This is a genomic window from Sinomonas sp. P47F7 (assembly GCF_049332655.1).
Taxonomy (GTDB): domain Bacteria; phylum Actinomycetota; class Actinomycetes; order Actinomycetales; family Micrococcaceae; genus Sinomonas.
This window is the reverse complement of record NZ_CP186327.1, coordinates 2,825,789-2,851,616: the sequence shown is the minus strand read 5'-3', so window position 1 is coordinate 2,851,616 and position 25,828 is coordinate 2,825,789. Positions and strand designations below refer to the sequence as shown.

24 protein-coding genes are annotated in these 25,828 nt (G+C 69.2%); 10 read left to right on the top strand and 14 right to left on the bottom strand.

The features are described 5' to 3' along the window. Positions 1–456: 456 nt before the first annotated feature. From ACOKR1_RS13290 to ACOKR1_RS13280, 3 genes are all read right to left on the bottom strand, one after another. The gene (locus tag ACOKR1_RS13290) at positions 457–645 is read right to left on the bottom strand and encodes a hypothetical protein (RefSeq protein ID WP_422933496.1); all 189 of its coding nucleotides are present in this window, start codon (positions 643–645) and stop codon (positions 457–459) included. 56 nt (positions 646–701) lie between these two features. Further along, positions 702–1,667, bottom strand: coding sequence for an IS481 family transposase (locus tag ACOKR1_RS13285; RefSeq protein ID WP_422936644.1), 966 nt, complete (start codon positions 1,665–1,667; stop codon positions 702–704). Positions 1,668–1,771: 104 nt separating this feature from the next. After that, a complete protein-coding gene (locus tag ACOKR1_RS13280) occupies positions 1,772–2,254 on the bottom strand; it encodes a hypothetical protein (RefSeq protein ID WP_422933495.1) in 483 nt (160 codons plus the stop codon). Positions 2,255–2,397: 143 nt separating this feature from the next. Here ACOKR1_RS13280 and ilvD point away from each other — a divergent pair, with 143 nt between their 5' ends. The 6 genes from ilvD (at position 2,398) to metG (ending at position 11,424) form a co-directional block, all read left to right on the top strand. Further along, positions 2,398–4,125, top strand: a complete 1,728-nt coding sequence (gene ilvD / locus ACOKR1_RS13275) for a dihydroxy-acid dehydratase (protein ID WP_422933494.1) — start codon at positions 2,398–2,400, stop codon at positions 4,123–4,125. 318 nt (positions 4,126–4,443) lie between these two features. Further along, positions 4,444–6,318: an acetolactate synthase large subunit gene (locus ACOKR1_RS13270; RefSeq protein ID WP_422933493.1), complete on the top strand. Its 1,875-nt coding sequence runs from the start codon at positions 4,444–4,446 to the stop codon at positions 6,316–6,318. Between the two features lie 3 nt (positions 6,319–6,321). After that, entirely contained in the window at positions 6,322–6,834 is a 513-nt protein-coding gene (gene ilvN, locus ACOKR1_RS13265; RefSeq protein WP_422933492.1) for an acetolactate synthase small subunit, read from the top strand. A gap of 64 nt (positions 6,835–6,898) precedes the next feature. Next, positions 6,899–7,924 (top strand): ketol-acid reductoisomerase, encoded by a 1,026-nt coding sequence (gene ilvC / locus ACOKR1_RS13260; RefSeq protein ID WP_422933491.1) that lies wholly within the window; start codon positions 6,899–6,901, stop codon positions 7,922–7,924. Positions 7,925–8,103: 179 nt separating this feature from the next. Next, entirely contained in the window at positions 8,104–9,699 is a 1,596-nt protein-coding gene (gene serA, locus ACOKR1_RS13255; protein WP_422933490.1) for a phosphoglycerate dehydrogenase, read from the top strand. A 162-nt stretch (positions 9,700–9,861) separates the two neighbouring features. Beyond that, positions 9,862–11,424, top strand: a complete 1,563-nt coding sequence (gene metG / locus ACOKR1_RS13250; protein WP_422933489.1) for a methionine--tRNA ligase — start codon at positions 9,862–9,864, stop codon at positions 11,422–11,424. Between the two features lie 62 nt (positions 11,425–11,486). On the opposite strand, the gene ACOKR1_RS13245 is transcribed toward metG, so the two are convergent. From ACOKR1_RS13245 to ACOKR1_RS13225, 5 genes are all read right to left on the bottom strand, one after another. Then, a complete protein-coding gene (locus ACOKR1_RS13245; protein ID WP_422933488.1) occupies positions 11,487–12,371 on the bottom strand; it encodes an FtsX-like permease family protein in 885 nt (294 codons plus the stop codon). A gap of 42 nt (positions 12,372–12,413) precedes the next feature. Next, entirely contained in the window at positions 12,414–14,012 is a 1,599-nt protein-coding gene (locus tag ACOKR1_RS13240) for an FtsX-like permease family protein (protein ID WP_422933487.1), read from the bottom strand. A 2-nt stretch (positions 14,013–14,014) separates the two neighbouring features. Then, complete coding sequence (locus ACOKR1_RS13235; RefSeq protein ID WP_422933486.1) at positions 14,015–14,788, bottom strand: ABC transporter ATP-binding protein; 774 nt, start codon at positions 14,786–14,788, stop codon at positions 14,015–14,017. A gap of 191 nt (positions 14,789–14,979) precedes the next feature. After that, positions 14,980–15,708, bottom strand: coding sequence for a response regulator (locus tag ACOKR1_RS13230; RefSeq protein WP_422933485.1), 729 nt, complete (start codon positions 15,706–15,708; stop codon positions 14,980–14,982). Between the two features lies 1 nt (position 15,709). Further along, complete coding sequence (locus ACOKR1_RS13225; protein WP_422933484.1) at positions 15,710–16,918, bottom strand: sensor histidine kinase; 1,209 nt, start codon at positions 16,916–16,918, stop codon at positions 15,710–15,712. 164 nt (positions 16,919–17,082) lie between these two features. Here ACOKR1_RS13225 and ACOKR1_RS13220 point away from each other — a divergent pair, with 164 nt between their 5' ends. Together ACOKR1_RS13220 and ACOKR1_RS13215 are read left to right on the top strand one after the other, a co-directional pair. Next, a complete protein-coding gene (locus ACOKR1_RS13220) occupies positions 17,083–18,150 on the top strand; it encodes a 3-isopropylmalate dehydrogenase (protein WP_422933483.1) in 1,068 nt (355 codons plus the stop codon). A 147-nt stretch (positions 18,151–18,297) separates the two neighbouring features. Next, the gene (locus ACOKR1_RS13215; protein ID WP_422933482.1) at positions 18,298–19,410 is read left to right on the top strand and encodes a branched-chain amino acid aminotransferase; all 1,113 of its coding nucleotides are present in this window, start codon (positions 18,298–18,300) and stop codon (positions 19,408–19,410) included. Positions 19,411–19,523: 113 nt separating this feature from the next. Here the strand turns inward: ACOKR1_RS13215 and ACOKR1_RS13210 are convergent, their stop codons facing one another. Continuing rightward, a complete protein-coding gene (locus ACOKR1_RS13210; RefSeq protein WP_422933481.1) occupies positions 19,524–20,321 on the bottom strand; it encodes an alpha/beta fold hydrolase in 798 nt (265 codons plus the stop codon). A 50-nt stretch (positions 20,322–20,371) separates the two neighbouring features. Between ACOKR1_RS13210 and ACOKR1_RS13205 the strand changes: the two genes are divergently transcribed. Beyond that, positions 20,372–21,742, top strand: a complete 1,371-nt coding sequence (locus ACOKR1_RS13205; protein WP_422933480.1) for a peptide synthetase — start codon at positions 20,372–20,374, stop codon at positions 21,740–21,742. A 7-nt stretch (positions 21,743–21,749) separates the two neighbouring features. On the opposite strand, the gene ACOKR1_RS13200 is transcribed toward ACOKR1_RS13205, so the two are convergent. The 5 genes from ACOKR1_RS13200 to soxR form a co-directional block, all read right to left on the bottom strand. Further along, positions 21,750–22,514, bottom strand: coding sequence for an aminoglycoside phosphotransferase family protein (locus ACOKR1_RS13200; protein WP_422933479.1), 765 nt, complete (start codon positions 22,512–22,514; stop codon positions 21,750–21,752). A 115-nt stretch (positions 22,515–22,629) separates the two neighbouring features. Then, a complete protein-coding gene (locus ACOKR1_RS13195) occupies positions 22,630–23,031 on the bottom strand; it encodes a hypothetical protein (RefSeq protein ID WP_422933478.1) in 402 nt (133 codons plus the stop codon). A 187-nt stretch (positions 23,032–23,218) separates the two neighbouring features. After that, the gene (locus ACOKR1_RS13190) at positions 23,219–23,929 is read right to left on the bottom strand and encodes an alpha/beta fold hydrolase (protein ID WP_422936643.1); all 711 of its coding nucleotides are present in this window, start codon (positions 23,927–23,929) and stop codon (positions 23,219–23,221) included. 140 nt (positions 23,930–24,069) lie between these two features. Continuing rightward, the gene (locus ACOKR1_RS13185; RefSeq protein WP_422933477.1) at positions 24,070–24,576 is read right to left on the bottom strand and encodes a GNAT family N-acetyltransferase; all 507 of its coding nucleotides are present in this window, start codon (positions 24,574–24,576) and stop codon (positions 24,070–24,072) included. A gap of 88 nt (positions 24,577–24,664) precedes the next feature. After that, a complete protein-coding gene (soxR, locus tag ACOKR1_RS13180; RefSeq protein WP_422933476.1) occupies positions 24,665–25,036 on the bottom strand; it encodes a redox-sensitive transcriptional activator SoxR in 372 nt (123 codons plus the stop codon). Between soxR and ACOKR1_RS13175 the strand changes: the two genes are divergently transcribed. Further along, the gene (locus tag ACOKR1_RS13175) at positions 25,035–25,823 is read left to right on the top strand and encodes a VOC family protein (protein WP_422933475.1); all 789 of its coding nucleotides are present in this window, start codon (positions 25,035–25,037) and stop codon (positions 25,821–25,823) included. The two genes, soxR and ACOKR1_RS13175, sit on opposite strands and share 2 nt — an antisense overlap. The last annotated feature ends 5 nt before the right edge of the window (positions 25,824–25,828 follow it).

Here is a 25,828-nt window from a genome sequence, read left to right as displayed (position 1 = left end):
TGCAGGTGCCGGTGCGACGGGAGCGGGTGCGGGCGCAGCCGGAGCCTGCTGCTGGGCCGGAGCGGGTGCCGGGGCTGCGGGCGCAGCCGGGGCAGGGACGACGGCGGCGGGCGGGGCGGCGTCGGAGGTTGCCGGCGCGGCGACCGGGCTCGCGCTCGTTATAGTCGGAGTCGGAGTGGGTGCGAGGCTCGTCTGGGTCGCCGTCCGGGTGGGGCTTGCCGCGACAGGTGGCGCCGTTGACGGTGCGGGGCTGGCTGTCGAGACGTGGCTGACCGCGCCCCCGCATCCCGCGAGCGAAAGTGCCAGGGCGGCGCCTGCGAGCGCGCGGAAAAGTGGCCGAGTTGTCATGGAGTACCCCCAACTATCCAAGAGAAATGGTGGCGAGAGGCTACTCCGATTTACATGTCTAATCAAGCGCGCACGATGCGACATTTCGCCCGCGCGAATCGGTCCAGGTCAGGACGCTCCGCTCTGGCGGGAGCGATGCCTTCCGTTGCCGGTCATGGACCGGTCCTCGTGCAGGACAGTCCAGGCCGCCGCGCCGGCAAGCACGATGGCGGAGATGGTCATGGGCAGCCAATCCACGAACGGCCTCCCTTCGTCGGTGGCGTCGCGGGCCGAGTGCCCGCGGCGCGTTGCGACCATTCAACGGTCCGACACGGGAGGCGACCAGAGAACTAGGTCCTAGGTGTACCCGGCCATCAGGATGGTTGCAGTCGGCTGATCGGGGGTTTGCCTCCGAGTGCGCTGTGGCTTCTGACAGTGTTGTAGTGCTCGATCCATGGTGCAAGTGCTGATTGGCGTTCGGTGTTGCTGGTGAAGGGGCGCCGGTAGGCCCATTCGGTGGCCAGGGTGCGGTTGAGGCGCTCGACTTTGCCGTTCTGCCAGGGGCAGTGGGGCTTGATGAACTTCTGCCTGGCTCCCAGTGCGGCGCAGACGGCCTTGAGGTCGTTGGAGTGGCGGTAGGCGAAGGCGTTGTCTGTCATGAGGCGTTCGATCCGGGTGATGCCCCTGGCCGCGAAATAGGCTGCGGCGCGCTCGAGGAACCCGGCGCAGGTGGTGCCCTTCTCGTCGGGGAGGATCTCGGAGTAGGCCAGCCTGGAGTGGTCATCGACCAGCGAGTGCACGTAGTCATAGCCGGTCCCTGCCCCGCGGCTGCGGTTTCCCTCGGCACGCCCCAGAGCCCTCCACCCGCCGCCGTCGGGAATCCGGCCCAGCTTCTTGACGTCCATGTGGACCAGCTCGCCGGGCCTCTGGCGCTCATAGCGGACGGCGGTGGACTTCGAGGAGCGGAGGGGATCGCCGGTCATCGGGTCGCACTCGCGCAGGTAGGGCACCCCGTGCCGGCGCAGGATCCGGGACACGGTCCGAGCAGGGACACCGACCTTCGGGCCGAGGACGTCGGGGCCCTCGCGGCGCTCGGCGCGTGCCGCGAGCACCCGCTGCTCGACCTCTGGCGCGGTCCGCGTGGGCATCGAGCGGGGCCGCGATGACCGGGTCTCCAGCCCGGCCTCGCCCTCGGCCTCGTACCGCAGGATCCAGGTCCTGACGCATTTGCGGGAGATCCCCATCGCCGCGGCGATATGGGCCTGCTTCCAGCCGGAGCGGTGGCGCTCGATGATCAGCATGCGGCCATGGACAGTCAGACGGGCGTTACGGTGGAACACGAGAACCTCCGAGTTGGAGTGGGCCTTAGACAAGCCACATCCCACTCGGAGGTTCTCCCACGTTCAACCAGACTCGCCGCTACCAACGTCCTGGCCGGGTACACCTAGAGGGCCGCGAGCGTCCGCATGAAGTCCGCGAAGTCCTCGGCGTCGTCGACCTGCTCGATGACCCGCGGGTGGGGTGAGCTCGGCGCGTCGATCACGCAGCGTCCACGCACGGTGAAGGAGTAGACCCTCCCGGTGCTCGTGCCGATGTCGAACGCGCCGGGGACCGCTTCCTCGGCGTAGGCGAGGTTCGTGAGGTCGATCGTCCAGGGTCGGCCGGAAGGCTCGAGGGTGCGCCGGTCGAACGGGGTAATGACAAGCTCTGCCGGCCGCCTCCGGTAGCCCAGGACCAGGCCATGCGGCACGGGCGCGCCCGGCAGGACGCCGTCGAACGTTCCGCCGGTCTCGGCCGCGCACACAAGGTTGTAGGAGGCGTAGTTCGGGATCTGTCCGTCGAAGAGCCGGTGCAAGGCCGTCTTGAGTGCTGCGTCTGTTGTGGCACGGGCCCAGCCTTCGGGGTGGGGCGGGTGCTGGCTGCTCACGCTTGCTCCTTTCGCCGCGTCCCCAGTCTACGTGTCCATAATGCGGACCGAGGTCCGTGATTTGGACGAAACAATCCCGGAATTTGGCGCTTGGTGCCGGATAGCCGGTCGGACCACGAGAACCGCGGTCATAGACTCTCCCCATGACCGAGCAGAGCCAGACATCTTCCGCGCCCCGCGAGGGCGTCGACATCAAGCCGCGCAGCCGCGTCGTGACCGACGGCATCCACGCCGCGCCCGCCCGCGGCATGCTTCGCGCCGTCGGCTTCGGCGACGAGGATTTCGCCAAACCTCAGGTCGGCATTGCGAGCTCCTGGAACGAGATCACGCCGTGCAACCTCTCGCTCGACCGCCTCGCGAAGGCCGCCAAGGAGGGCGTCCACGCCGCCGGTGGCTTCCCCATGCAGTTCGGCACGATCTCGGTTTCCGACGGCATCTCGATGGGGCACCAGGGCATGCACTTCTCCCTCGTTTCGCGTGAGATCATCGCGGACTCGGTCGAGACCGTCATGCAGGCCGAGCGCATCGACGGCCAGGTTCTGCTCGCCGGCTGCGACAAGTCGCTCCCGGGCATGCTCATGGCCGCCGCGCGCCTCGACGTCTCGAGCGTCTTCCTCTACGCGGGCTCGATCATGCCGGGCTGGGTCAAGCTCGAGGACGGAACCGAGAAGGACGTCACGCTCATCGACGCGTTCGAGGCCGTGGGCGCATGCGCTGCAGGCAAGATGTCGAAGGGCGATCTGGACCGCATCGAGCGCGCGATCTGCCCCGGCGAGGGCGCGTGCGGTGGCATGTACACCGCTAATACGATGGCGAGCGCCGCCGAGGCCCTCGGTATGTCCCTCCCCGGCTCCGCCGCACCGCCCTCGGCCGACCGCCGCCGCGACATGTTCGCGCACCGCTCTGGCGAGGCCGTGGTCAACCTCCTCCGTCAGGGCATCACCGCCCGCGACATCATGACGCGCGAGGCGTTCGAGAACGCGATCGCCGTGGTCATGGCGTTTGGCGGCTCGACGAACGCCGTGCTTCACCTGCTCGCGATCGCCCGCGAGGCCGAGGTCGAGCTCGAGCTCGAGGACTTCAACCGGATCGGCGACAAGGTCCCGCACCTCGGCGACCTCAAGCCGTTCGGCCGCTACGTCATGTACGACCTCGACCGCGTGGGCGGCGTGCCCGTGGTCATGCGCGCGCTCCTCGACGCCGGCCTCCTGCACGGCGACGCGCTCACGGTGACCGGCAAGACGGTCGCCGAGAACCTCGCCGAGATCGCGCCGCCGGATCTCGACGGCAAGATCGTTCGCGCGATGGACAACCCCATCCACAAGACGGGCGGTCTCTCGGTGCTCCACGGCTCGCTCGCCCCGGAGGGCGCGGTCGTCAAGACGGCGGGATTCGACGCGGAGATCTTCGAGGGCAACGCCCGCGTGTTCGAGCGCGAGCAGGGCGCGCTCGACGCGCTCGACAACGGAGAGATCACGGCGGGGGACGTCGTCGTCATTCGCTATGAAGGCCCCAAGGGCGGCCCTGGCATGCGTGAGATGCTCGCCATCACCGGCGCGATCAAGGGCGCCGGCCTCGGCAAGGACGTCCTGCTCCTCACGGACGGCCGCTTCTCGGGCGGGACTACTGGCCTGTGCATCGGGCACGTCGCCCCCGAAGCGGTCGACGGCGGTCCCATCGCCTTTGTTCGCAACGGCGACCGGATCCGCGTGGACATTCCGAACCGCACGCTCGAGCTCCTCGTTGACGACGCCGAGCTCGAGGCGCGCCGCGAAGGCTGGCAGCCGCTCCCGGCCAAGTTCACGAAGGGCGTCCTGGCGAAGTACGCCAAGCTCGTGCACTCGGCGAGCGAGGGCGCGGTCCTCAACTAAGAGTCCCTCCCGTCCGACGGTGGGGTCCGAGGGGCCCCGCCGTCGGAGTCTCACGTGGTGGGCCGCTGTCCGCATCCTGAGACAGCGGCTTCGTGGATTGACACTCTCATGAGCCATTGTGAAGACTGTGGGCATGCAGACCGTTTCGACCGACATGGTGCTCAATGTCGTCGTCCTTGCCAAGCGCGTGGCTCACTAAAAGCCCGACTGGCAACGTTCTGTCACGCGCAACCCCTCGGAGAGCCGAAAGGCTGAGGGGTTGTTTTTATTTGAGCTGAGCACAGCTCCTTCGCCACGAAGATCCTAAGGAAGAGACTGATGAGCAAAGGAACGCCGATCAGCCCATCGCTGATGGCTTCGAAGCCGTCTGCGGCCAAGGCCGCGGATTCCGTCGACTCTGTCGACTCTGCCTCTGCCGTCCTGGGGCCCAACCGCGTAGTTGAGCCCACAGAGATGACTGGATCTGAAGCAATCGTCCGCTCGCTCGAGGAACTTGGCGTGGACGATGTCTTTGGTCTTCCGGGCGGCGCGATCCTGCCGACCTACGACCCTCTGATGGCTTCGAAGATCAACCACATCCTTGTGCGCCACGAGCAGGGCGCCGGCCACGCTGCCCAAGGGTACGCGATGGTCACGGGACGTGTTGGAGTCTGCATTGCAACGTCCGGTCCGGGCGCCACCAACCTGGTGACCGCGATCGCCGACGCGCACATGGACTCCGTTCCCCTCGTCGCAATCACCGGGCAGGTCGCGAGCAGCGTTATCGGCTCCGACGCCTTCCAGGAAGCGGACATCGTCGGCATCACGATGCCGGTCACCAAGCACTCGTTCCTCGTCACGCGCGCCGAAGACATCCCGCAGACCCTCGCGGAAGCCTTCCACCTCGCCTCGACGGGCCGACCCGGCCCCGTCCTCGTGGACGTGACGAAGGACGCCCAGCAGTCCAAGATGACGTTCAGCTGGCCGCCCAAGATCGACCTCCCCGGCTACCGGCCCGTGACGCGCGGCCACAGCAAGCAGGTCCGCGAGGCCGCCAAGCTCATTGCGGCATCGACCAAGCCCGTGCTCTACGTGGGCGGCGGCGTGATCAAGGCGGCGGCGTCCGAGGAGCTCCTCCGGCTCGCCGAGACCACGGGCGCGCCCGTGGTCACGACGCTCACGGCTCGGGGCGCATTCCCCGACTCGCACCCGCAGCACGTGGGCATGCCCGGCATGCATGGCTCGGTCTCGGCCGTGACGGCGCTCCAGCAGGCGGACCTGCTCGTGACGCTCGGCGCGCGCTTCGACGACCGCGTCACGGGCGTGCTGAACACGTTCGCGCCGAACGCGAAGGTGATCCACGCGGACATCGATCCCGCCGAGATCTCCAAGAACCGCACGGCCGACGTGCCGATCGTGGGCTCCGTCAAGGAGATCATCCCCGAGCTGGCTGACGCCGTGCGAGCGCTCCAGGAGAAGGACGGGCCAGCGGACCTGAGTGCCTGGTGGACGTTCCTGCGCAGGCTCAAGGAGGACTATCCGCTCGGCTGGACCGAGCCGGAGGACGGCCTCCTCGCCCCCCAGAAGATCATCAAGCGCATCGGCGAGCTCACGGGCCCCGAGGGCGTGTACGTGGCGGGCGTCGGCCAGCACCAGATGTGGGCCGCGCAGTTCATCGACTACGAGCGGCCGCGCGCGTGGCTCAACTCGGCGGGCCTCGGCACCATGGGCTACTCCGTGCCGGCGGCCATGGGCGCGAAGGTCGGCAACCCCGACCGGGTCGTGTGGGCGATCGACGGCGACGGCTGCTTCCAGATGACCAATCAGGAGCTGGCCACGTGCACGCTCAACAAGATCCCGATCAAGGTCGCGGTCATCAACAACTCCTCGCTCGGCATGGTCCGGCAGTGGCAGACGCTCTTCTACGACGGCCGCTACTCCAACACGGACCTGCACACGGGAGCCGAGACCGTCCGCATTCCCGACTTCGTCAAGCTCGGCGAGGCGTACGGCTGCGCGTCGTTCCGCGTCGAGCGCGAGGAGGAGATCGACGAGGTCATCCAGAAGGCCCTCGAGATCAACGACCGCCCGGTCGTGATCGACTTTGTTGTGAGCCCCAACGCAATGGTCTGGCCCATGGTGCCGTCCGGCGTGAGCAACGACTTGATTCAGGTGGCACGTAATTCCACGCCCGTGTGGGAAGAGGAGGACTGAGGCATGGCCCGCCACACCCTGTCCGTGCTGGTCGAGGACAAGCCCGGCGTGCTCACGCGCGTCGCGGGCCTCTTCGCCCGCCGCGCGTTCAACATCCACTCGCTCGCCGTCGGGCCGACGGAGGTCGAGGGCATCTCCCGCATCACGGTCGTGGTCGACGCTGAGGGCGATCTGCTGGAGCAGGTCACGAAGCAGCTCAACAAGCTCATCAACGTCATCAAGATCGTGGAGCTGCTGCCCGAGAACTCGGTCCGCCGCGACCACCTCCTCATCAAGGTGCGCGCCGACGCGGCCACCCGCATCCAGGTGACCCAGGCCGTGGAGCTGTTCCGCGCGTCGATCGTCGATGTCTCGACCGACGCGCTCGTCGTCGAGGCGACCGGTAACACCGAGAAGCTCGAGGCCCTCCTCACGGTGCTCGAGCCGTTCGGCGTCCGGGAGATCGTCCAGTCCGGAACCCTCGCGATCGGCCGCGGCTCGCGGTCGATGAGCGATCGCGCCCTGCGCGCGAGCTAGTTTCGCGGCGCCCGCGAGAGCGGGCCTCGCCCCCACACCTTCGAAAGCAAGTCAAGGAGAAGAAATGACTGAGCTCTACTACGACGACGACGCCGACCTTTCGGTCATCCAGAGCCGCAAGGTCGCCGTGATCGGCTACGGCAGCCAGGGCCACGCCCACGCGCTGAACCTGCGCGACTCGGGCGTCGACGTCCGCGTCGGCCTGCTCGAGGGCTCGAAGAGCCGCCCGAAGGCCGAGGAGGAGGGCCTTCGCGTCCTGACCCCGCGCGAGGCCGCGGAGGAGGCCGACGTCGTCGTCATCCTCGCGCCCGACCAGACGCAGCGCCACCTCTACGCGCAGGACATCGCCCCGGCCCTCAAGGACGGCGACGCGCTCGTCTTCGGCCACGGCTTCAACATCCGCTTCGGCTACATCCAGCCGCCGGCGGGCGTCGACGTCATCCTCGTCGCGCCGAAGGCCCCGGGCCACACGGTGCGCCGCGAGTACGTCGCGGGCCGCGGCATCCCGGACATCATCGCCGTCGAGCAGGACGCGACCGGCAAGGCCTGGGACCTCGCCAAGGCCTATGCGAAGGGCATCGGCGGCACGCGCGCCGGCGTCATCAAGACCACGTTCACCGAGGAGACGGAAACCGACCTCTTCGGCGAGCAGGCCGTGCTCTGCGGCGGCGTGTCGCACCTCGTCCAGGCGGGCTTCGAGACCCTCACCGAGGCCGGCTACCAGCCGGAGATCGCCTACTTCGAGGTCCTCCACGAGCTCAAGCTCATCGTGGACCTCATGTGGGAGGGCGGCATCGCGAAGCAGCGTTGGAGCATCTCCGACACCGCCGAGTACGGCGACTACGTCTCGGGCCCGCGCGTCATCTCGCCGGAGGTCAAGGAGTCGATGAAGGGGATCCTCGCCGACATCCAGTCCGGGGCCTTCGCGAAGCGCTTCATCGACGACCAGGACAACGGCGCCGTCGATTTCCTCCAGCTCCGTGAGAAGGAGGCCGGCCACCCGATCGAGGCGACCGGCAAGGCGCTCCGCTCGCACTTCTCGTGGAGCCAGCAGGACAGCGACTACATCGAGGGCAGCGCAGCTCGCTAGTCGTGCACCGAAACGGCGGGTGCCCAGCACCCGCCGTTTCGGCTGTCACGTCAACCAGCGTGACGGCCGCCACACCGCTGCACCTGCACTTCCCTTACCCGCCCAGCCACCCTTACCCGCCCAGCCACCGTTACCCGCCCAGCCACCCATCGCCGTCCACACCCGGAGAGGCCCGCCTCGTGTCTACCGACAAGCCCGTCGTCCTCCTCGCCGAGGAGCTTTCCCCCGCCACCATTGAGGCCCTCGGCCCCGACTTCGAGATCCGTCACACCGACGGCGCCGACCGCTCCCAGCTCCTGCCTGCCATCGCCGACGTCGACGCCATCCTTGTGCGTTCCGCGACGAAGGTCGACGCCGAGGCCATTGCGGCCGCGAAGAAGCTCAAGGTCATCGCCCGCGCCGGCGTGGGCCTCGACAACGTCGACATCAAGGCCGCGACCCAGGCAGGGGTCATGGTCGTCAACGCGCCGACCTCCAACATCGTCTCCGCCGCCGAGCTCACGTGCGGCCACATCCTGAGCCTCGCGCGCAACATCCCGGCCGCGAACGCGTCCCTCAAGGGCGGCGAGTGGAAGCGCTCCAAGTACGCCGGAACCGAGCTGCTCGACAAGACGCTCGGCGTCATCGGCATGGGTCGCATCGGCGCGCTCGTCGCCGCCCGCATGCAGGCGTTCGAAATGAACATCGTCGCGTTCGACCCGTACGTCACGTCCGCGCGCGCCGCCCAGCTCGGCGTCAAGCTCGTGACCCTCGACGAGCTGCTCGCGGTGAGCGACTTCATCACGATCCACATGCCGAAGACCCCGGAGACGGTCGGCATGCTCGGCGCCGAGGCCTTCAAGAAGATGAAGAGCACGGCGTACGTGGTCAACGTGGCCCGCGGTGGCCTCGTCGACGAGGAAGCGCTCACGGAGGCGCTCGAGAACGGCGAGATCGCGGGCGCGGGCATCGACGTCTTCGTGAAGGAGCCGAGCACCGACCTCCCGTTCTTCGGCAGCCCCAACGTCGTCGTGACCCCGCACCTCGGCGCGTCCACGGACGAGGCCCAGGAGAAGGCCGGCATCTCGGTCGCCAAGTCCGTGCGGCTGGCCCTCGCGGGCGAGCTCGTTCCGGACGCCGTGAACGTGGCCGGCGGCGTGATCGCCCCGGACGTCCGCCCCGGCATCCCGCTCATCGAGAAGCTGGGCCGCATCTTCACGGCGCTCAGCCACGAGCCCGTCACGCAGATCGACGTCGAGGTCGCGGGCGAGATCGCGGCGCTCGACGTCAAGTCCCTCGAGCTCGCCGCCCTCAAGGGCGTCTTCACGGACATCGTGTCGGAGAAGGTCTCCTATGTGAACGCCCCGGTTCTCGCCGAGCAGCGCGGCGTCACCGTGCGCCTCCTCACCACGAGCGAGGCGGAGGACTACCGCAACGTCCTCACGATCCGCGGCCTCCTCTCGGACGGCTCGCAGGTTTCGGTGGCGGGCACGCTCACGGGCCCGAAGCAGGTCCAGAAGCTCGTGGGGGTCAACGGCTACGACGTCGAGATCCCGATCTCCGACCACCTCGTGGTCATGGCGTACACGGACCGCCCAGGCGTGATCGGCACGATCGGCCACATCCTCGGCATGAACAGCGTCAACATCGCGGGCATGCAGGTGGCCCGCGCCGAGCAGGCCGGCGAGGCCATGGCGCTCCTCACGGTCGACTCCAAGATCCCGGCGACCGTGCTCGAGACCGTCAAGAGCGAGATCGGCGCGACCGCGGTCCGCGAGATCGACCTCGAGGACTGACCCGAGGCGGCTCGTCCGGGCACCTCACCTGCGCTTCGGCGCAGGCAACGGACGACGGCGGGGCCTCACCGCACGCGGTGGGGCCCCGCCGTCGTCCGTCTTTTCCCCCGCCGAAGGAGGCGCGTGTTCGCCGCTCGCCCGGCGATCCGGTAATTTCTTAGGGTGACGTCCGCAGCCGAGAAGGCCCCCTTCTACATCACCACCGCCATCACGTACCCGAACGGCGAGCCGCACATCGGGCACGCCTACGAGTACATCGCGACTGATGCGATGGCGCGCTTCAAGCGCCTCGACGGGCACGAGGTCTTCTTCATGACCGGCACGGACGAGCACGGCCTCAAGATCGCGCAGTCCGCGCAGAAGGCCGGCATCTCGCCGAAGGAGTTCGTGGACCGCAACGCGGAGCTCTACAAGCAGACGCACGCCGAGCTCGGCATCACGTACGACCGCTTCATCCGCACGACCGACGCCGACCACTACGCCGCCGCGCAGGCGATCTGGAAGCGCATGGAGGCGAACGGGGACATCTACCTCGACAAGTACGAGGGCTGGTACTCGGTGCGCGACGAGGCGTACTACACCGAGGACGAGACCCTGGTGCGCGACGGCGTGCGGTACACGAAGGAGACCGACACCGAGGTCACGTGGACCGCGGAGGAGAGCTACTTCTTCCGGCTCTCGGCGTACCAAGACCGGCTCATCTCCCTCTATGCGGCGCAGCCCGAGTTCGGCGCGCCGCAGTACCGGTTCAACGAGGTCATCTCGTTCGTCAAGCGCGGCCTCGAGGACCTCTCGATCTCGCGCACGACGTTCGATTGGGGCATCCCCGTCCCCGACGCTCCGGGCCACGTCATGTACGTGTGGGTCGACGCGCTCACGAACTACCTCACGGGCGTCGGCTTCCCGGACGTCGACTCGGCGGAGTTCCGCAAGTACTGGCCCGCGGACGTGCACGTGATCGGCAAGGACATCTCGCGCTTCCACGCCGTCTACTGGCCGGCGTTCCTCATGAGCGCGGGACTCGCCGTGCCCAGGCGCGTCATGATCCACGGCTTCCTGCAGAACAACGGCGTCAAGATGTCCAAGTCGCTCGGCAACGTCGTGGCGCCGCGGGACTTCATCGCGCAGTACGGGCTCGACCAGGTGCGCTACTTCCTCCTGCGCGAGGTGCCGTTCGGCGCCGACGGGAGCTACAACCACGACGCGATCGTGGGCCGCATGAACGCCGACCTGGCCAACAACCTCGGCAACCTCGCACAGCGCTCGCTCTCGATGGTCGCGAAGAACCTCGACGGGGTGGTCCCCGAGCCTGGGGAGCTCGCGCCGGCGGACCTCGCGCTGCTCGACGCGGCCGGCGGCCTCCTCGAGGCTGCGCGGGCCGCGTTCGAGAAGCAGGAGTTCAGCCGCGCGCTCGAATCGATCTGGGGCGTGCTCGGCGACACGAACGCGTACTTCGCCGAGCAGGCGCCGTGGGTTCTGCGCAAGACGGACCCCGCGCGCATGGCGACCGTCCTGTACGTGACGCTCGAGGTCCTGCGGATCGTGTCCGTTCTCGTCCAGCCGGTCATGCCTGACTCGGCAGGGAAGCTGCTCGACGCGCTCGGCCAGGCCGATGGGGAGGCCCGCCAGTTCGCGGCGATCGGCACCCGGATCGTGCCAGGCACTCAGCTCCCGGCGCCCACGCCCGTCTTCCCGAAGTACGAGGAGCCGGCCGCCGCCATCTGACGTCCGCGAGCGCGCCGCGAGCGGCGGGACCCCAAGGTCCCGCCGCTTTGCTGTGTGCCCGGCTACTCGATCGCGAGCCCGACGACGGGGGAGAGCCGCGCTGCGCGGCGCGCCGGGATGACCGATGCCGCGAGCCCGGCGACGGCCGCGACCGCCACGACGCCCGCAATCTGGAGCCACGGAATCACTGCGGTCACGCTCGCGAACGAGCCGATCCCCGCGAGGGCGCCGAGCCATCCGTAGACGACCCCGAGGGCCGTTCCGATGATCGCGGCGACCACCGCGACGAGCACGGCCTCGAGCGCGAGCATGCCGCGCAGCTGCCCGCGCGTGAGGCCAAGTGCCCGCAGGAGCGAGTTCTCGCGCGTGCGCTCGAGGACCGAGAGCGAGAGCGTGTTCGCGACGCCGATGAGCGCGATGAGCACCGCGACGGCGAGGAGCCCCACCACGACCGCCAGGAGCGTCGAGATGATCTGCGTGAACGTCGCCTTCTCGATGACCGCTCCCGCGACCTGCGACTCGGGGACGCCGAGGGCATGCGCGACGTCGGTCTGCAGCGACGCGAGCGCTGCAGCGTCGAGCTTCGGGTCCGCGGAGATCCACACCTGCTCGGGCGCCTGGCCGCGCTGGGCCGTGACGGTGCCGGGCAGCACGAGCGCGGGGATGTCGCTCGCCGTGCCGAGGCGCACCGGGAGCGGCTGGGAGGCGGTGCCTGCCGCGGCGGCGCCCGAAGCCGCTGCGCTCGCCGAAGTGGCCGCGACCGGCCCCGGCTGCACCGCCGCCGTCGTCCCCTGCGAGCCGCGGGGCAGCACGATCGACCCCGCGGTGGGCCAATTATCGGAGTTGTGCACGACCGCCCGCGCGTCGCCCGCGCTGATCTCGTACACGAGCGCGTGGATGGTCTTGGGGTCCGTCCGCGTGACCACGCTCCCCACGGGCCTGAGCACCGCGGACGCCTCGACCCCGCGGGTGGCAGCGACGGCCGCGAGCTACTCGGAGGTGAAGGCCTGCCCGGGCGCGCCCTGCACCGAGACGTCCACCGGGAAGTGCCGGTCGAGGGACGTCGCGAACGCGTTCTGCGCCGTCGCCGCGCCCGTCATCATCATGCTCACGAGCGTGACGCCGATGATGAGCGCCGAGGCGGTCGCCGCGGTGCGGCGGGGATTGCGCACCGCGTTGACCGCGGCCATCCTGCCGGGAACCCCGGCGCGGTCGGCCAGGAGGCCTACGGCCGCGACGAGCCGCGGGACGAAGAACGTCGCGGCGAGCACGACGCCCACGAACGAGACCGCCCCTGACGGCACGGCGAGCAGGAGGTTGTTCGACGACGCACCGACGCCGAGCCCCGCGCCGCCGGACACCACGAGCGCCGCGCCGAGCGCGAGGCGGACCCGGCCGGCCGAACCCCGCAGGGACGGCTCGTCGGCGGGCCGCAGGGCGGCGAGCGGCGACACGCGCGTGGCCGCGCGGGCAGGGAGGAGGGCCGCGAGGACCGCGAGCACAGTCCCCGTCACGAGCCCCACCATGACGGACGACGGCGGAACGGCCAGCGTCGCGTACCGGTAGTCCGGATTCTGGGCCAGGACCGCGACGATCGCCGCGACCACAGCGATCGCGAGCCCGACCCCGAGGACCGACGCAACGAAACCCGTCACGAGCGCCTCGAGGACCACGGAGGCTCGGATCTGATTGCGGCCTGCGCCCACGCAGCGCAGGAGCGCGAGCTCTCGCGTGCGCTGGGCGATGAGCACTGAGAACGTGTTGGCGACCACAAGCCCCGCGACGAGCAGCGCGACTGCCGCGAACGCGAGCAGGATGATGGTCAGCCGGTCCGAGCCGCCGGTGAACTGCTTGACCGTGTCCACGGTCTTCGCCTCGGGCGTCATGACGCTCCCCGCCGACTCATGCACCGCGGCGTCGAGCGCGCTCGCGACGGCGGCGCGGTCGGCACCGGGGGCGAGCGCCACCGTGATCGCCTCGTACGCGGGCTCCGTGCCCGCGATGGCCGCGACGGCGGCGTCGGTCGCGGCGAACTGGGCCGCCGAGGACTGCTGCGGGTCCGAGGAGGGCGCCATGATGCCGGTCACCGTGAGCGGGACGACCGCCTTGCGGGCGGGCGCGCCGCCGCCCGCGAGCATGATCGAGCTGCCCACGCTCAGGTTGCGGGCGCTCGCGGTCTTCGCATCGACGGCGACCTGCCCCGCCGTCGTCGGCCATGCGCCCGAGGTGAGGCCCACGGGCTCGAGCTGGGCGCTCCGTGGGAGGTTCCGCAGGAGCCCGCTGAGCGTCGCGGTGCCGGCGGTGGCCTGCACGCCGAGCTGCTGCTCGGCGTAGCTCGCGGCGACGCCCGGCGTCCCCGCCACGGCCGCGGTGTCGGCGGCCGTGAGCGACCCGCCTCGGTGGGCGGGGGAGACGACGAGGTCCGCCTTCGCGAAGTCCTGCCCGACGCTCGCGACGAGGGACGCCGTGGTGGACGCGTTGACCATGAGCGTGGCGGTGAGGAAGCCGACGGCGAGGAGGACGGCGAGCACGATCGCGACGAATCTCCGGGCGTGCGTCGTGAGCTGGCTGAGGGCGACGCCGAGCATGCTCAGGCCTCGACCTTCGCCAGGGCGGCGAGAACCGTCTCGACCGTGGGGTCGTCGAGCGTTCCCACGAGGGCGCCGTCCGCGAGGAGCACGACCCGGTCGGCGTAGCTCGCTGCGACGGGGTCGTGCGTGACCATGATGATGCTCTGCCCCATCTCGCGGCTGCTGCGGCGCAGCATGCCGAGGACCTCCGCGCCCGAGCGCGAGTCGAGGTTGCCGGTCGGCTCGTCGGCGAAGACCACCGCGGGGCGCGTCAGGAGGGCGCGGGCCACCGCGACGCGCTGCTGCTGCCCGCCCGAGAGCTCGTGGGGCTTGTGCTCGAGCCGGTCGGTGAGCCCGAGCGTCGCGACGAGGCCGTCGAACCATGCGGCGTCCACCGTGCCGCCGGCGAGCGCGACGGGGAGCGTGATGTTGGCGCGCGCCGTGAGCGTCGGCACGAGGTTGAATGCCTGGAACACGAAACCCACGCGGTCGCGGCGCAGCCGCGTGAGGGCCTTGTCGCTGAGCCCTGTGAGCTCGGTCCCGCCGAGCTCGATCGTGCCCGCGTCGACCGTGTCGAGGCCCGCGAGGCAGTGCATGAGTGTCGACTTGCCTGAGCCGGACGGCCCCATGATCGCCGTGAACCGGCCCGCGGGGAAGTCGAGGTCGATGCCTCTCAGGGCCTCGACGGCGGCCTCGCCCCTGCCGTAGGTCTTGCGGAGACCTTGGGCGCGGACGGCCGCGCGTGCCGTCGCGGGCAAGTCTGGCGAGGAACTGGATTCCGAGGTGATCGTCATGCTCCCAAAGCTAGGAGCGCGGGGCCGGCGGCGGATCGGGCTGCGGTCGGATCTTCGCGGGCGTACGACGGCGCCGCCTCCTCCCGCGGGATGAGCCGGCCTACGCCGCGGGGCGGCAATGCCTGCGCCGCTCGCCGAGAGCGCGGCCTGGGTGGGGCGTGCCCGGCGGGGCCGTGGGCTGGGCGCCGAGCCTACGGCGCGACGATGCCCGTCTCGTATGCGATGAGAACGATGTGCACGCGATCGCGCGCCCCGAGCTTCGAGAGGATGTGACCCACGTGGGTCTTCACGGTCGCCTCGGAGACGACGAGCGCCTCCGCGATCTCCGGGTTGGAGAGGCCCTGGGCGATGAGCGCGAAGACGTCGCGCTCGCGGGCCGTGAGCGTGGCGACGTCCGCCGCGTGAGCGCTGACCTCGGGGCTGGGCGCGCGGAGGGCGGAGGCCATGTGGCCCAGGAGCCGCCGCGTAGTGGACGGCGCGATGACCGCGTCTCCTCGGTACACCGTGCGCACGGCGCCGAGGAGTTCCTCGGGCGGTGCGTCCTTGAGCAGGAACCCGCTCGCGCCCGCCTGGATCGCGGAGAGCGCGTACTCGTCGAGATCGAACGTCGTCAGGACCACGATCTTGGGCCCGCGGCGGTGGGCCTCGCCCGGCTCGGGCACGGCACCGTCCAGCAGTCGTCGGGTTGCTTCGATCCCGTCCATGCGCGGCATGCGCACGTCCATGAGGACGACGTCGGCCGGGACGCGGGCGAGGAGGCGGACGGCTTCGAGGCCGTCTCCGGCTTCGGCGACGACCGCGAGGTCCGGTTGCGAGTCGATGAGCATCCTGAAGCCGCCGCGGACCAGCTGCTGGTCGTCGACGAGGGCCACGCGGATCGGGGCGGGCGAGGAAGACGCGGGCGAGCCGCTGTGAGCCATGTCAGGCCTCCGTGTACGGGATGAACGCGCGGACGCTGAACCCGCCGCCGGGCAGGGGAGACGCGTTGACGGCACCATCGTAGAGCGCCACGCGCTCGGCCATGCCGCGCAGGCCCTGCCCGTTTCCGGAGGGTGGATCGGACGCCGCGCCCCGGCCGTCGTCGGCAATCTCGAGCTGCAGCCCGCGCGTCGTCCATTCTTGGGTGACGCGCGCGGACGCCCGCGGGCCCGCGTGCTTGAGCACGTTCGTGAGGGATTCCTGGACCACGCGGTAGGCGGTGAGCTCGGCGCCCGCGGGGAGCTGCCGGCGCGGCGCGCCCTCGCTCGCGAACGTCACCGCGACGCCCGAGCGGCGCACGGCGTCGAGCAGCCCCTCGACATCGTGCAGCGAGGGGAGCGGGCGCATTGACGAGGCCTCGTCGCCGCGCAGCACCCCGAGGAGGCGGCGCATCTCGCCGAGCGACGCCCGGCCCGTCTCCGCGATCGTGCCGAGTGTCGCGACGGCGAGGCCCGGTTCCTTCGCCGCCGCGTAGCGCGCGCCGTCGGCCTGCGTGATGATGACCGAGAGCGAGTGGGCCACGATGTCATGCATCTCGCGCGCGATCCGGGTCCGCTCGTCAGCCGCGGCGAGATCGCGCTCCTGCTGCCGCTCCACTTCGAGGCGCCGGGCGCGGTCCTCGAGGGCCTGAAGCGCGAGGCGCCGGGCGCGCGCGAGGTCGCCGAGCGTCCAGGCGGCGAGGACCGCGGCGTCGATCGCGATCGCCCCGATGAGCTGGATGGGGATGCGGAGGCCGCCGTTTGCCGTGAGATACGCGCCCGCCATGGTGGGCAGGACGAAGAAGCGCAGCACGAAGAGGAACCCGCCGAGGGCGGCGAGGCCGAGCCCGCCGAGGCTCGCCCATCGCGGACCGTAGGCCGCAAGCGAGTACACCGTGACGAGCGCGAGGGGCTGGGCAGCGACGGGCTGGTTGCTCACGATGACCTGGATCAGGGACACCGCCGCGACGATCGCGCCCGAGGCCGCGGGGTGGGTCCGGCGCCACGCGAGCGGGATCACCAGCAGCGACGCGAACACGAACTCGCGGAGGCGGAGGCCCATGACGACGTACGGGCCGGCGAGCACCACGAACAGTGTCGCCGCGGCGAGCGCGTCAACGCGGGCGGGGTGCGACTGGGCCCAGCGGTAGAGGCGATGGTGGGCGGAGCGCATGATGTCAGAGCCTAGGCCGCGCGCGGGCGAATGGCATCATGCCAGGGTCTGACTGCGCGTCCGCGATGAGCCGAGGCTCTGGGTGCCTCGCCGGCCCTAGCACTCACCGTCCGTATGGCGAGACTGGGTGACCAGCATATGGATGGCGCGGCTAGGGTTGGTTCATGACCCAGACTCTCGACCTTGCAGTGATCCCCGGCGACGGAATCGGCCCCGAGGTGACCGCAGAGGCCCTCAAGGTGCTCCACCAGGCGCTCGGCGGCACGGGCGTCGAGGTCAAGGAAACACACTATGCGCTCGGCGCGCAGCACTGGCTCGCGACGGGGGAGACGCTGCCCGACGAGGTGCTCGAGGACCTCCGCGGCCGCGACGCGATCCTGTTCGGCGCGGTCGGCGCGGCCCCTGGCGACACGCGCATCCCGTCAGGGCTCATCGAGCGCGAACTGCTCCTCAAGCTGCGCTTCAGCCTTGACCACTGCGTCAACCTGCGCCCCTCGCGCCTGTACTCCGGCGTCGGCAGCCCGCTCGCGGCTCCGGGCGAGATCGACTTCGTGGTGGTCCGCGAGGGAACCGAGGGCCCCTACGTCGGCAACGGCGGGGCGCTGCGCGTCGGCACCCCACATGAGATCGCCACCGAGGTCTCCGTCAACACGGCCTACGGCGTGGAGCGCGTGGTCCGCGACGCGTTCCGGCGCGCGTCCCAGCGCCCGCGCAAGAAGGTCACCCTCGTGCACAAGCACAACGTCCTCGTCTACGCGGGGCACCTCTGGAAGCGCACGGTCGAGGCCGTCGCCGCCGAATTCCCCGAGGTCCAGCACGACTACCTGCACGTCGACGCAGCGACCATCTTCCTCGTGACCGATCCCGCGCGCTTCGACGTGATCGTCACGGACAACCTCTTCGGTGACATCCTCACCGACCTCGCCGGCGCCGTCACGGGCGGCATCGGCCTCGCCGCCTCGGGGAACATCAACCTCGACCGCACGGCACCGTCGATGTTCGAGCCCGTCCACGGCTCGGCGCCGGACATCGCGGGCCAGCAGAAGGCCGACCCGACGGCGGCCATTCTCTCCGCTGCGCTCCTCCTCGACCACGTAGGCCAGGGCGATCCCGTTCTCGCCGCGGCGGCGGCGAGCATCGAGGCCGCGGTCAAGGCCGAGGTCGAGTCCCGCACGGCGGGGGAGCAGCGCACCACGACGCAGATCGGCGATGCGATCGCCGCGCTCGTCTGACGGAGGGCCCCGCAACCCCGGGGCTGGCCCAGCTTTAATGCTCAAATCAACGCCCGGCCCGCCTGAGCGACAGGCGTAAGCTGAGGGCACTGACAGCCCGAGGTGCCGGCGGCGCAGCCGCGCGCCTCGGAACGATGTGGAGGAACCATGACTCAGAACGCCCTGGGCGTTGAATTCTCGCAGCGGCTCACGGACAACCCGAAGAGTGCTGAGGAGCGTGCGGCCATCCTGGCGAACCCGGGATTCGGCGACTACTTCACCGATCACACCGCGGTGGTCGACTGGACCGTTGACACGGAGGGCAAGGGCGGCTGGCACGATGCCCGCATCGAGCCGTATGGCCCCATCGCCATGGACCCGGCCGCGGCGGTCCTGCACTACGGCCAGGAGATCTTCGAGGGCCTCAAGGCGTACCGGCACGCCGATGGTTCGGTGTGGACTTTCCGTGCCGAGGCCAACGCGCACCGGTTCAACCGGTCGGCGCAGCGCCTCGCGCTCCCCGAGCTCCCGCCGGAGGTCTTCATCGAGTCGCTGCGGCGACTCGTCTCGGTGGACAAGGACTGGGTCCCGGGTGGCAACGGCGAGGCGCTGTACCTGCGCCCGTTCATGATCGCCACAGAGGCGTTCCTCGGTGTCCGCCCGTCGCGCGAGGTCTCGTACCGCGTCATCGCCTCGCCGGCCGGGAACTACTTCGGCGGCGAGCTCAAGCCCGTCTCCATCTGGCTCTCCGAGCACTACGCCCGCGCGGGCCACGGCGGCACGGGCGAGGCGAAGTGCGGCGGCAACTACGCGGCGTCGCTCGCGGCCCAGCTCGAGGCCGAGGCCCACGGCTGCAAGCAGGTCCTGTTCCTCGACCCGACCAACGACAACGCGGTCGAAGAGCTCGGCGGCATGAACGTCTTCTTCGTCTTCACCGACGGACGCGTGGTCACGCCCGCCCTCAACGGCAACATCCTCCACGGCGTGACGCGTGATTCCGTCCTGCAGCTCGCGGCCGACCGCGGGCACAAGGTCGAGGAGCGGAAGATCACGATCGACGAGTGGCGCGAATCGCTCGAGGACGGCTCGCTCGCCGAGGTGTTCGCGTGCGGCACCGCCGCCGTCATCACGCCCATCGGCGAGCTCAAGACCGCGTCCGGCTCGCTCGTGTCCCCGCCGCTCGGCGCCGACTCCGTGGCCATGGCCATCCGCGAGCAACTCCTCGGGATCCAGACGGGAACCGTCGAGGATCTCCACGGCTGGCTCACCCAGCTCGCGTAGCGGCTGGCTCCATTCGCGCGGCCTAGACGCGTCTTGCGCAACCGCGAACGACGGCGCGTTCCCCACTCAGGGGACGCGCCGTCGTCGTTCGCGCCCGAGCCGGCGCGCCTCGCTCAGGCGAGCGGCTCGCCCGTGTCGACAGTCGTGATGAACTCCGCGAAGAGCCCCGGCCACGCCATGATCCCGTAGGGCGTGCGAGCCACCACGATGCGGCTCCGGGGCATCCTGGCGTGCAACTGATGCGCCGTCGTCAGCGGGTGCGAGCGGTCGCCGCTCCAGGCAAGGACCAGCGTCGGCACCTCGACGGCCGCGATGGTCTTCTTCTTCGGCAGGTCAGTGGTCGCCGCGCCACGCATCACGGTCGGCACGAGGCTTTGCCGCACGGCGATCCTCGTCTCGGGCGCGTCGGCGAGCGCGGGCGGGGACGGGGCCGTGGATCCTTGCTCGACGAACGCGGCGACACCTTCCCGCTCGACCAGGGCGGCATTGGCGAGGTAGGTCTGGCGCTGCTCGGCTCGGCTCTTCCATGCCGTCGGTGGCGTGACAAGGGTCAGGGACCCGAATCGGTCGGGATCCTTCACCGCAGCATGGAGAAGCGTCCCGGTCCCCATGGACGGCCCCACTCCGTGGGCGCGCTCGCCCGGAGCGACATGGTCAAGCAGGGCCAGGAGGTCGTCGGCGAGGCGGGGCCAGGTGTAGTCGGCTTCATCCAACGTGCCGGTGGACCGGCCATGGCCGCGAGCGTCATAGCGAAGGATCCGGTGGCCCCGGAGCGCCCGAGCAAGGTTGAGGCCGAGCTGTCCGTCGCGCTCGCGGCTTGATGTCAGGCCGTGCAGTTGCACGACTAGGGGACCGGTGGTTCCGGCGACATCGTAGTCAAGAGTCGCGCCGCGCGTCTGAAATGAGGTCACGAGCCCTCCGCGTACTTTCGCGAAACATCTGGGCCCTAGACTACGGCACCATGCGCCTTACTACGGTCGCCCAGATGGCCCTGCCTGAGGGCTCCCTCCACAGCTTCGCTGTGCGCGCCACGCCCGATCCGACGCGCGAGCTGCCCGTATCGTTCGACCAGGGCCGTCACGTGGGCCGGGGTGATCGTGCGGGGTCATGGATGGCGGTGTCATTCCGGTTCGACCAGTCTCCCAGCCTCGCTGCGCTCGCCGGTGCCTGGCGTGCGGCGATCGCACGCCACGGGACCCTGCGCACCGTCTTCTCATCTGATGGCCCGCGGGTTCGGCTTCACGAGGCCGCGGTCGACGGCGGGGTGTGGCGAGAGCATGAGGTGAGCCCCGGCGAAACCACGCGCAACGCGCTGCGAGCGCTCGTGGACGCAGAGTGCCGCCCGTTTGCGGCGCCGTCGTACCTTCTCGCCTTGGTGGTGCCCGCCGCGTCCGAACCCGACCCGCGGCCGGTCGTCGTCCTTGCAAGCGACCACGCGCATGTCGACATGTGGTCGCTGCTCATCCTTGCGCACGAGGTGCGGGCACGGATCGATGGCGAGACGACGGACGACGACGCCGAGGCCGCTGCCGTGGACCCGTTCCCGGCCGCTCCGTTCGTCGAGCACACGCGCACTCTCGCCGCGATGCCGGAGGCGCCGGCCGAGGTGATCGCGCACTGGGAGGCGATCCTGCGCGCGGGCGGCGGGGCCATGCCCGTGTTCCCTCTGCCGCTGGGGGACGTGTCGCAATCGTCCCCGGCCGTCGTGGACGTGCGCGACGTGATTGACAGAGACCAGCTCGCTCGTCTCGAAGAGCACGCCCGCGCCCGCGGCGTGCGAATTCTCCCTCTCGTGTTGTCCGAACTCGCCAAGCTCTTCCGCGACGTCGCGGACGTGCCGCTGCGTGCCGTCTTCCCCGTGCACTCGCGCAACGAGCCGCGGTGGCGCGACTCCGTCGGCTGGTACATCACCAACGCCGTGCTCGACATCGTGGATCCAACCCCGGCGTCCTGCGCCGCGGCCGTCGAGGAGGCCGTACGGCTCGGCGCCTATCCCTTGGCGCCGATCTTCGACCGCATCGGCAGCGCGAAAGAACCCCCGGGGATGTTCGCGCTCTCGTGGCTCGATATGCGCCGCCTCCCCTTGGGCATCGACCCCTCGCTCGAACCGCAGTTCGTCTCGGCTGTGCTGCCCACGGACAACATCATGATCTGGTTCATCGTCAACGACGACGGGCTGCACCTCCGCTGCCGTTATCCAGACAACGCCGTCGCGCGGGCAACTGTGGGCGCATGGCTCGACGAGCTCACCGCCCGGATTGCCGCGGCCGCCCACGCAGGCCCGGAAGTGCCGCCCCGAGTTCCGGCTCGTGATCCGTCTCGACGTGGCTGATCGGAGGTCAGGCGGAGCCTGCGGCGGCGAGGATGTCTGGTCTCGTGGCTTTGAGGTAGTCGATGTCGTTCCGGTAGATCGTGACGTGCCCGGCGAGGTCGGCCCGGTTTTGGCGCTCTGTTTCTGAGGCGGTGAATTGGGCCAGTTCGTCCAGTCGCACCTCGGCGACCGTGAGGGTGTCGGCAGCCGTGAACTGAGCGCCGTAGGCGCGGAGAAGCAGCCCGAGTCGCCGCCCTTGCTCCGCGGCGCTGTCTCTCGGCCTGCGGTCAGGGTTCTTGTGTCCGGTGAGAGGGCACAGCCGGTAGGCAAGATAGGCCACGTCCCACACCCGGGGGCCGGGAGACATGAAGTCCCAGTCGATCACTCCCGAAATCCGACCGTCTCGGCAGACGAAGTTGTAGGGGGCGAAGTCGTTGTGGCAGATCACCTCGGCGGGTTCGTGGGCCTGTCCCCGCCAAACGGTGTCGGCCACGGTCAGGCCGACTGTCGCGTCATGGAACTTGCGGAGGCGAGATGCGGCGTCAACCAGAAACGAGTCCTCCCAGACCCATTCTGGAAGCGGGTATGACGGCACGAAGCCCGGCAGCAATCCCAGAGTCTCGCGTCCGGCCTCGTCGATGCCATGAACCGTTGGCACCCAGTCGACCCCGTGACTGCGCAAGGCCCGGAGTACCTGGTGGACCGTTGGGGTCCAAGGGCCGCCGCTTCGCCGCACTGTCTCGTCGATACGGACGACCTCGTTCATGTTCCCGCCTGAAAGCGCTTCCTCCATGGGACCAAGCTACTTGCGGGCACCTCCCGGACCCAGCCGCAATCGCCCCTAGGTCTTGGCAAAGAGCGTCCGATGCCGGATCCCTCTGCTTAACGGTCCTAGCATCCATCCGCTGTCATCCGGCGCGGAGTCCGAGTTGGTCGAAGGTCGCCTTCGCGGTTGTCGGCCCGCCACAGGATGGGCCATCGGGATAGGTGGTGACCGGGGTGAGCCTGACGTGGCCCGTGTCGAGCGGCAAGCCTGAAGCGTCAGTACCAGATGTCGTGAGGTCGATCAGATCACTATTAATGGCGGCCTCGATGCGGATGTCGATGCTTCCGTCAGCTGCGCGCAGGGGGACTGCGCGGGGCGCCCCGGACGGAGTCGGCAATGGAATTGGGCCGGGCGTCAGCGGGGCCGCGGCGTCGATCGAGAAGCTGTGGCATGCCCCGTCTTGGCAGAACTCGATTCCGAGTTTGGCCAAAGTCGCGGCTCGTTCCGTAGTGACGTGCAGGGCCACCTCGGAGATATAGCCCACTGCCGGGCATCCGCTTGGGCCACCGCACGATGGGAACAGCTGCGCCCCGGCCGCGAGCACGGCAATAATTGAACACACGCGACCCACAGAATTGATACGACGCACCGCCGACCCCTTCGCCAGGCTGATCGTAGATCGCGACCGCCTCCCGCGGAAGCTGAACATCAGCGTTGCTCTGAGCGATCGGTCAGCGGGTCCCGATGAAGCCGATCAGCGCGCGGGTCCATTGGTGGAAGGCATCGAGGTGTGCGTCGTGCGTAGCTCCTCGAAGGTCCATGCGCGTGGCGTTCCTGCCGCGGCTGACGAAGCGGGTCTTCTGCTCCTCCGTGAACATGCCGCCGTGGGCGTAGATGACGAGAGTCGGGGCAGTGACGCTCTCCCACTCCTGCCAGCGGGGAACTGCGACGGCGGTGATCGTCGCGATCATTACCTCAGGCTCGAACCTCGGGTGCAGACCGTCCTCGCGTTCCTCCATGTCGGCGACCCACGCCTGCGCCAGCGGCCCGTTCCCGAGAGATGCAAGCGCGTCCTCGCGGCTCACGAACGGGATCTTCCACGACCGGAAGTACTCGCCTAACGCTACGAGGTCATCCTGAGATCCGCTGCCTTCGTCGCTCTCGAGGAGCACGAGCCTGCGTACAAGGTCGGGGCGCGAGGCCGCGGCGAGCATGGCCGTGTGGGCGCCCATAGAGTGGCCGACAAGATCGACCGGAACGTTTGACTCCGCCTCGATCACCCGGACCGCGTCACCAACGAAGGAAGAGCGAGATGTGTCCACCGGGACCCGTGTGCTGAGGCCATGGCCGCGCTGGTCAACCAGGACGACCTTCCGACCCGGCAAAGCGCGCGCGGTAGGGACAAACTCGCGGCTGCTGCCAGCTAGGGCATGCAGGATCACGATGGCCGGGTCTTCCCCGTCAAAGACGGAATAAGAGATGGCGGTACTGTCTCCGACGACGACCTCGTGCCTTGCCTGGTCCACGTCGCAACCCTACCTAGCGAAATCGAAGACGTGAGCAATCGGATTGCGACCCATTTCTAGAGAGCGATCCCGTAGCGTTCGATGTCCCCGTCGTCCGTCACGACGGTTCGGTCCAGACTTCCTCCACATTTTTCGATGGTCCTGACGGAGGGAATGTTGTTCGCAAAGCAGGCAAGCAGCACTCGCTTCATGCCACGCTCCCTAGCTAGGGAGAGCATGCCCGTGAGCGCCGCCTCGGCGAGACCGCGGCCTCGGGCCGAGGGGCGGATCCCGTACCCAACGTGGCCCAGCACGTCGACGTTCCGTGCGTTCTCGTGGCGCAGTGCGATTCCACCAAGGACTTCGGCGTCCTCTGCTATCCACCGATAGGCGCAGCCGTCGTTTCCGGGCGATGATTCCTCTGTAATCAGGCGGTCTACAAACGCTCGGAATCCGTGGGGCGACCGGACGTCGTCAGTCCCGAGCAGACCGAAACCATCCTCGTGTTGGCCGGAGCCCCACTCAAAGTGTGCCTCCAGCCATGCCGCATGCAGATCAGCGGAGGGACGAACGAGGACTACCACAACGCAACGCTACGCCGGTGAGCGCCGCGACGACCATCAAGGTCCCTCCGGTGCGGCGCTAGAGTGTTGTCGTCATCGAGGTGCCGACCTAAGCCTCGGGTGGGGTTTCGGCGGACCTGACCCATCGTGAGCCCGGGCCCTCGGTAGCGGCTGTGTCATTTGGGTTGAACAGCGTGCAGCGCCCCAAGGAAAGGCAGCCACAGCCGATGCACCCGTCAAGATCGTTCTGGAGGGCTTGGAGCTCGGCAACTCGTGCTGCGACGAGCTGTGCCCACTGGGCGCTGATCCGTGTCCATTCGCGCTGGCTCAGTGCGCGATCTGCTGGGATGCCTAGGAGCGTCTGGGCGATTTGCTCGAGCGAGAGCCCGACCCGCTGTCCTGCCGCGATCACGGCCAGGCGGCGCAGCGTGTGCTGGCAAGTTGACCTCAAGTTGGCTTGAGCATGTTGGGTGGTGCCCATGCATATCAGCTCGGTTGCCTTCGACACTGGAGACCTCGCCCGAGCGGAGTCGTTCTACGGCTCCGTCCTCGGGCTCCACACGATCCGCGACGACGGCGCGCTGACCATTTGGGCCGGCTCGTCGCTTCTGACGCTCCGCGAGGGCCCCATCGGGCCCGGCAGGCAGCATCTTGCCTTCACGATCCCGCGCCTGCTGTTCGACAGCGCCAAGCGATGGGCAACCGACCGGGTGGAGTTGCTATGCGATAACGAGGGGAAAGACGAATTCGAAGCATCATCGCACTGGAACGCCCACTCCCTCTATTTCCAGGACCCGGACAGGAACATCCTCGAGTTCATCATCCGCCGCGACGTCGTGGACGACCGTGACGGCCAGTTCCGGCCGGAGCACATCGAATGCATCAGCGAAATCGGCGTCGCAACCGAGGATGTTCCCGGAACTGCTTCTCAGGTCGAATCCGTACTCGGCATCACAAGGTATGGCGGTGGCGTCCCGACGTTCCAGCCCGTCGGGGACTCGGATGGCCTCCTCATCCTCGTGGCGCCGGGCCGATACTGGTTCCCCACTAGGACACCGAGCGCGGCAGGGCGCCTCACGGTCCACATCGCTGGCAGAAGCGCCGGCACGATCACGCCCAGTCCAGGCACGGCGATCCATTCGTCGATTCAGGCCTCGGCGTCCCCTACGCTTTTGCCACACGTGCGGTCGCTATGTTCCTTACCGGGCTCGCCGTCGTCGTCCGCAGGAAAACCCTGCTGGCTCGGGCAACCTGAACCTGGCCGCTAGCGATC

Bases quoted from the DNA above. Each gene is read 5' to 3' on its own strand.
- ACOKR1_RS13290 (WP_422933496.1), bottom strand. From the start codon at position 645: ATGGTCGCAACGCGCCGCGGGCACTCGGCCCGCGACGCCACCGACGAA.
- ilvD (WP_422933494.1), top strand. From the start codon at position 2,398: ATGACCGAGCAGAGCCAGACATCTTCCGCGCCCCGCGAGGGCGTCGAC.
- ACOKR1_RS13270 (WP_422933493.1), top strand. From the start codon at position 4,444: ATGAGCAAAGGAACGCCGATCAGCCCATCGCTGATGGCTTCGAAGCCG.
- ilvN (WP_422933492.1), top strand. From the start codon at position 6,322: ATGGCCCGCCACACCCTGTCCGTGCTGGTCGAGGACAAGCCCGGCGTG.
- ilvC (WP_422933491.1), top strand. From the start codon at position 6,899: ATGACTGAGCTCTACTACGACGACGACGCCGACCTTTCGGTCATCCAG.
- ACOKR1_RS13240 (WP_422933487.1), bottom strand. From the start codon at position 14,012: ATGCTCGGCGTCGCCCTCAGCCAGCTCACGACGCACGCCCGGAGATTC.
- ACOKR1_RS13235 (WP_422933486.1), bottom strand. From the start codon at position 14,788: ATGACGATCACCTCGGAATCCAGTTCCTCGCCAGACTTGCCCGCGACG.
- ACOKR1_RS13230 (WP_422933485.1), bottom strand. From the start codon at position 15,708: ATGGCTCACAGCGGCTCGCCCGCGTCTTCCTCGCCCGCCCCGATCCGC.
- ACOKR1_RS13225 (WP_422933484.1), bottom strand. From the start codon at position 16,918: ATGCGCTCCGCCCACCATCGCCTCTACCGCTGGGCCCAGTCGCACCCC.
- ACOKR1_RS13220 (WP_422933483.1), top strand. From the start codon at position 17,083: ATGACCCAGACTCTCGACCTTGCAGTGATCCCCGGCGACGGAATCGGC.
- ACOKR1_RS13215 (WP_422933482.1), top strand. From the start codon at position 18,298: ATGACTCAGAACGCCCTGGGCGTTGAATTCTCGCAGCGGCTCACGGAC.
- ACOKR1_RS13205 (WP_422933480.1), top strand. From the start codon at position 20,372: ATGCGCCTTACTACGGTCGCCCAGATGGCCCTGCCTGAGGGCTCCCTC.
- ACOKR1_RS13200 (WP_422933479.1), bottom strand. From the start codon at position 22,514: ATGGAGGAAGCGCTTTCAGGCGGGAACATGAACGAGGTCGTCCGTATC.
- ACOKR1_RS13175 (WP_422933475.1), top strand. From the start codon at position 25,035: ATGCATATCAGCTCGGTTGCCTTCGACACTGGAGACCTCGCCCGAGCG.
- soxR (WP_422933476.1), bottom strand. From the start codon at position 25,036: ATGGGCACCACCCAACATGCTCAAGCCAACTTGAGGTCAACTTGCCAG.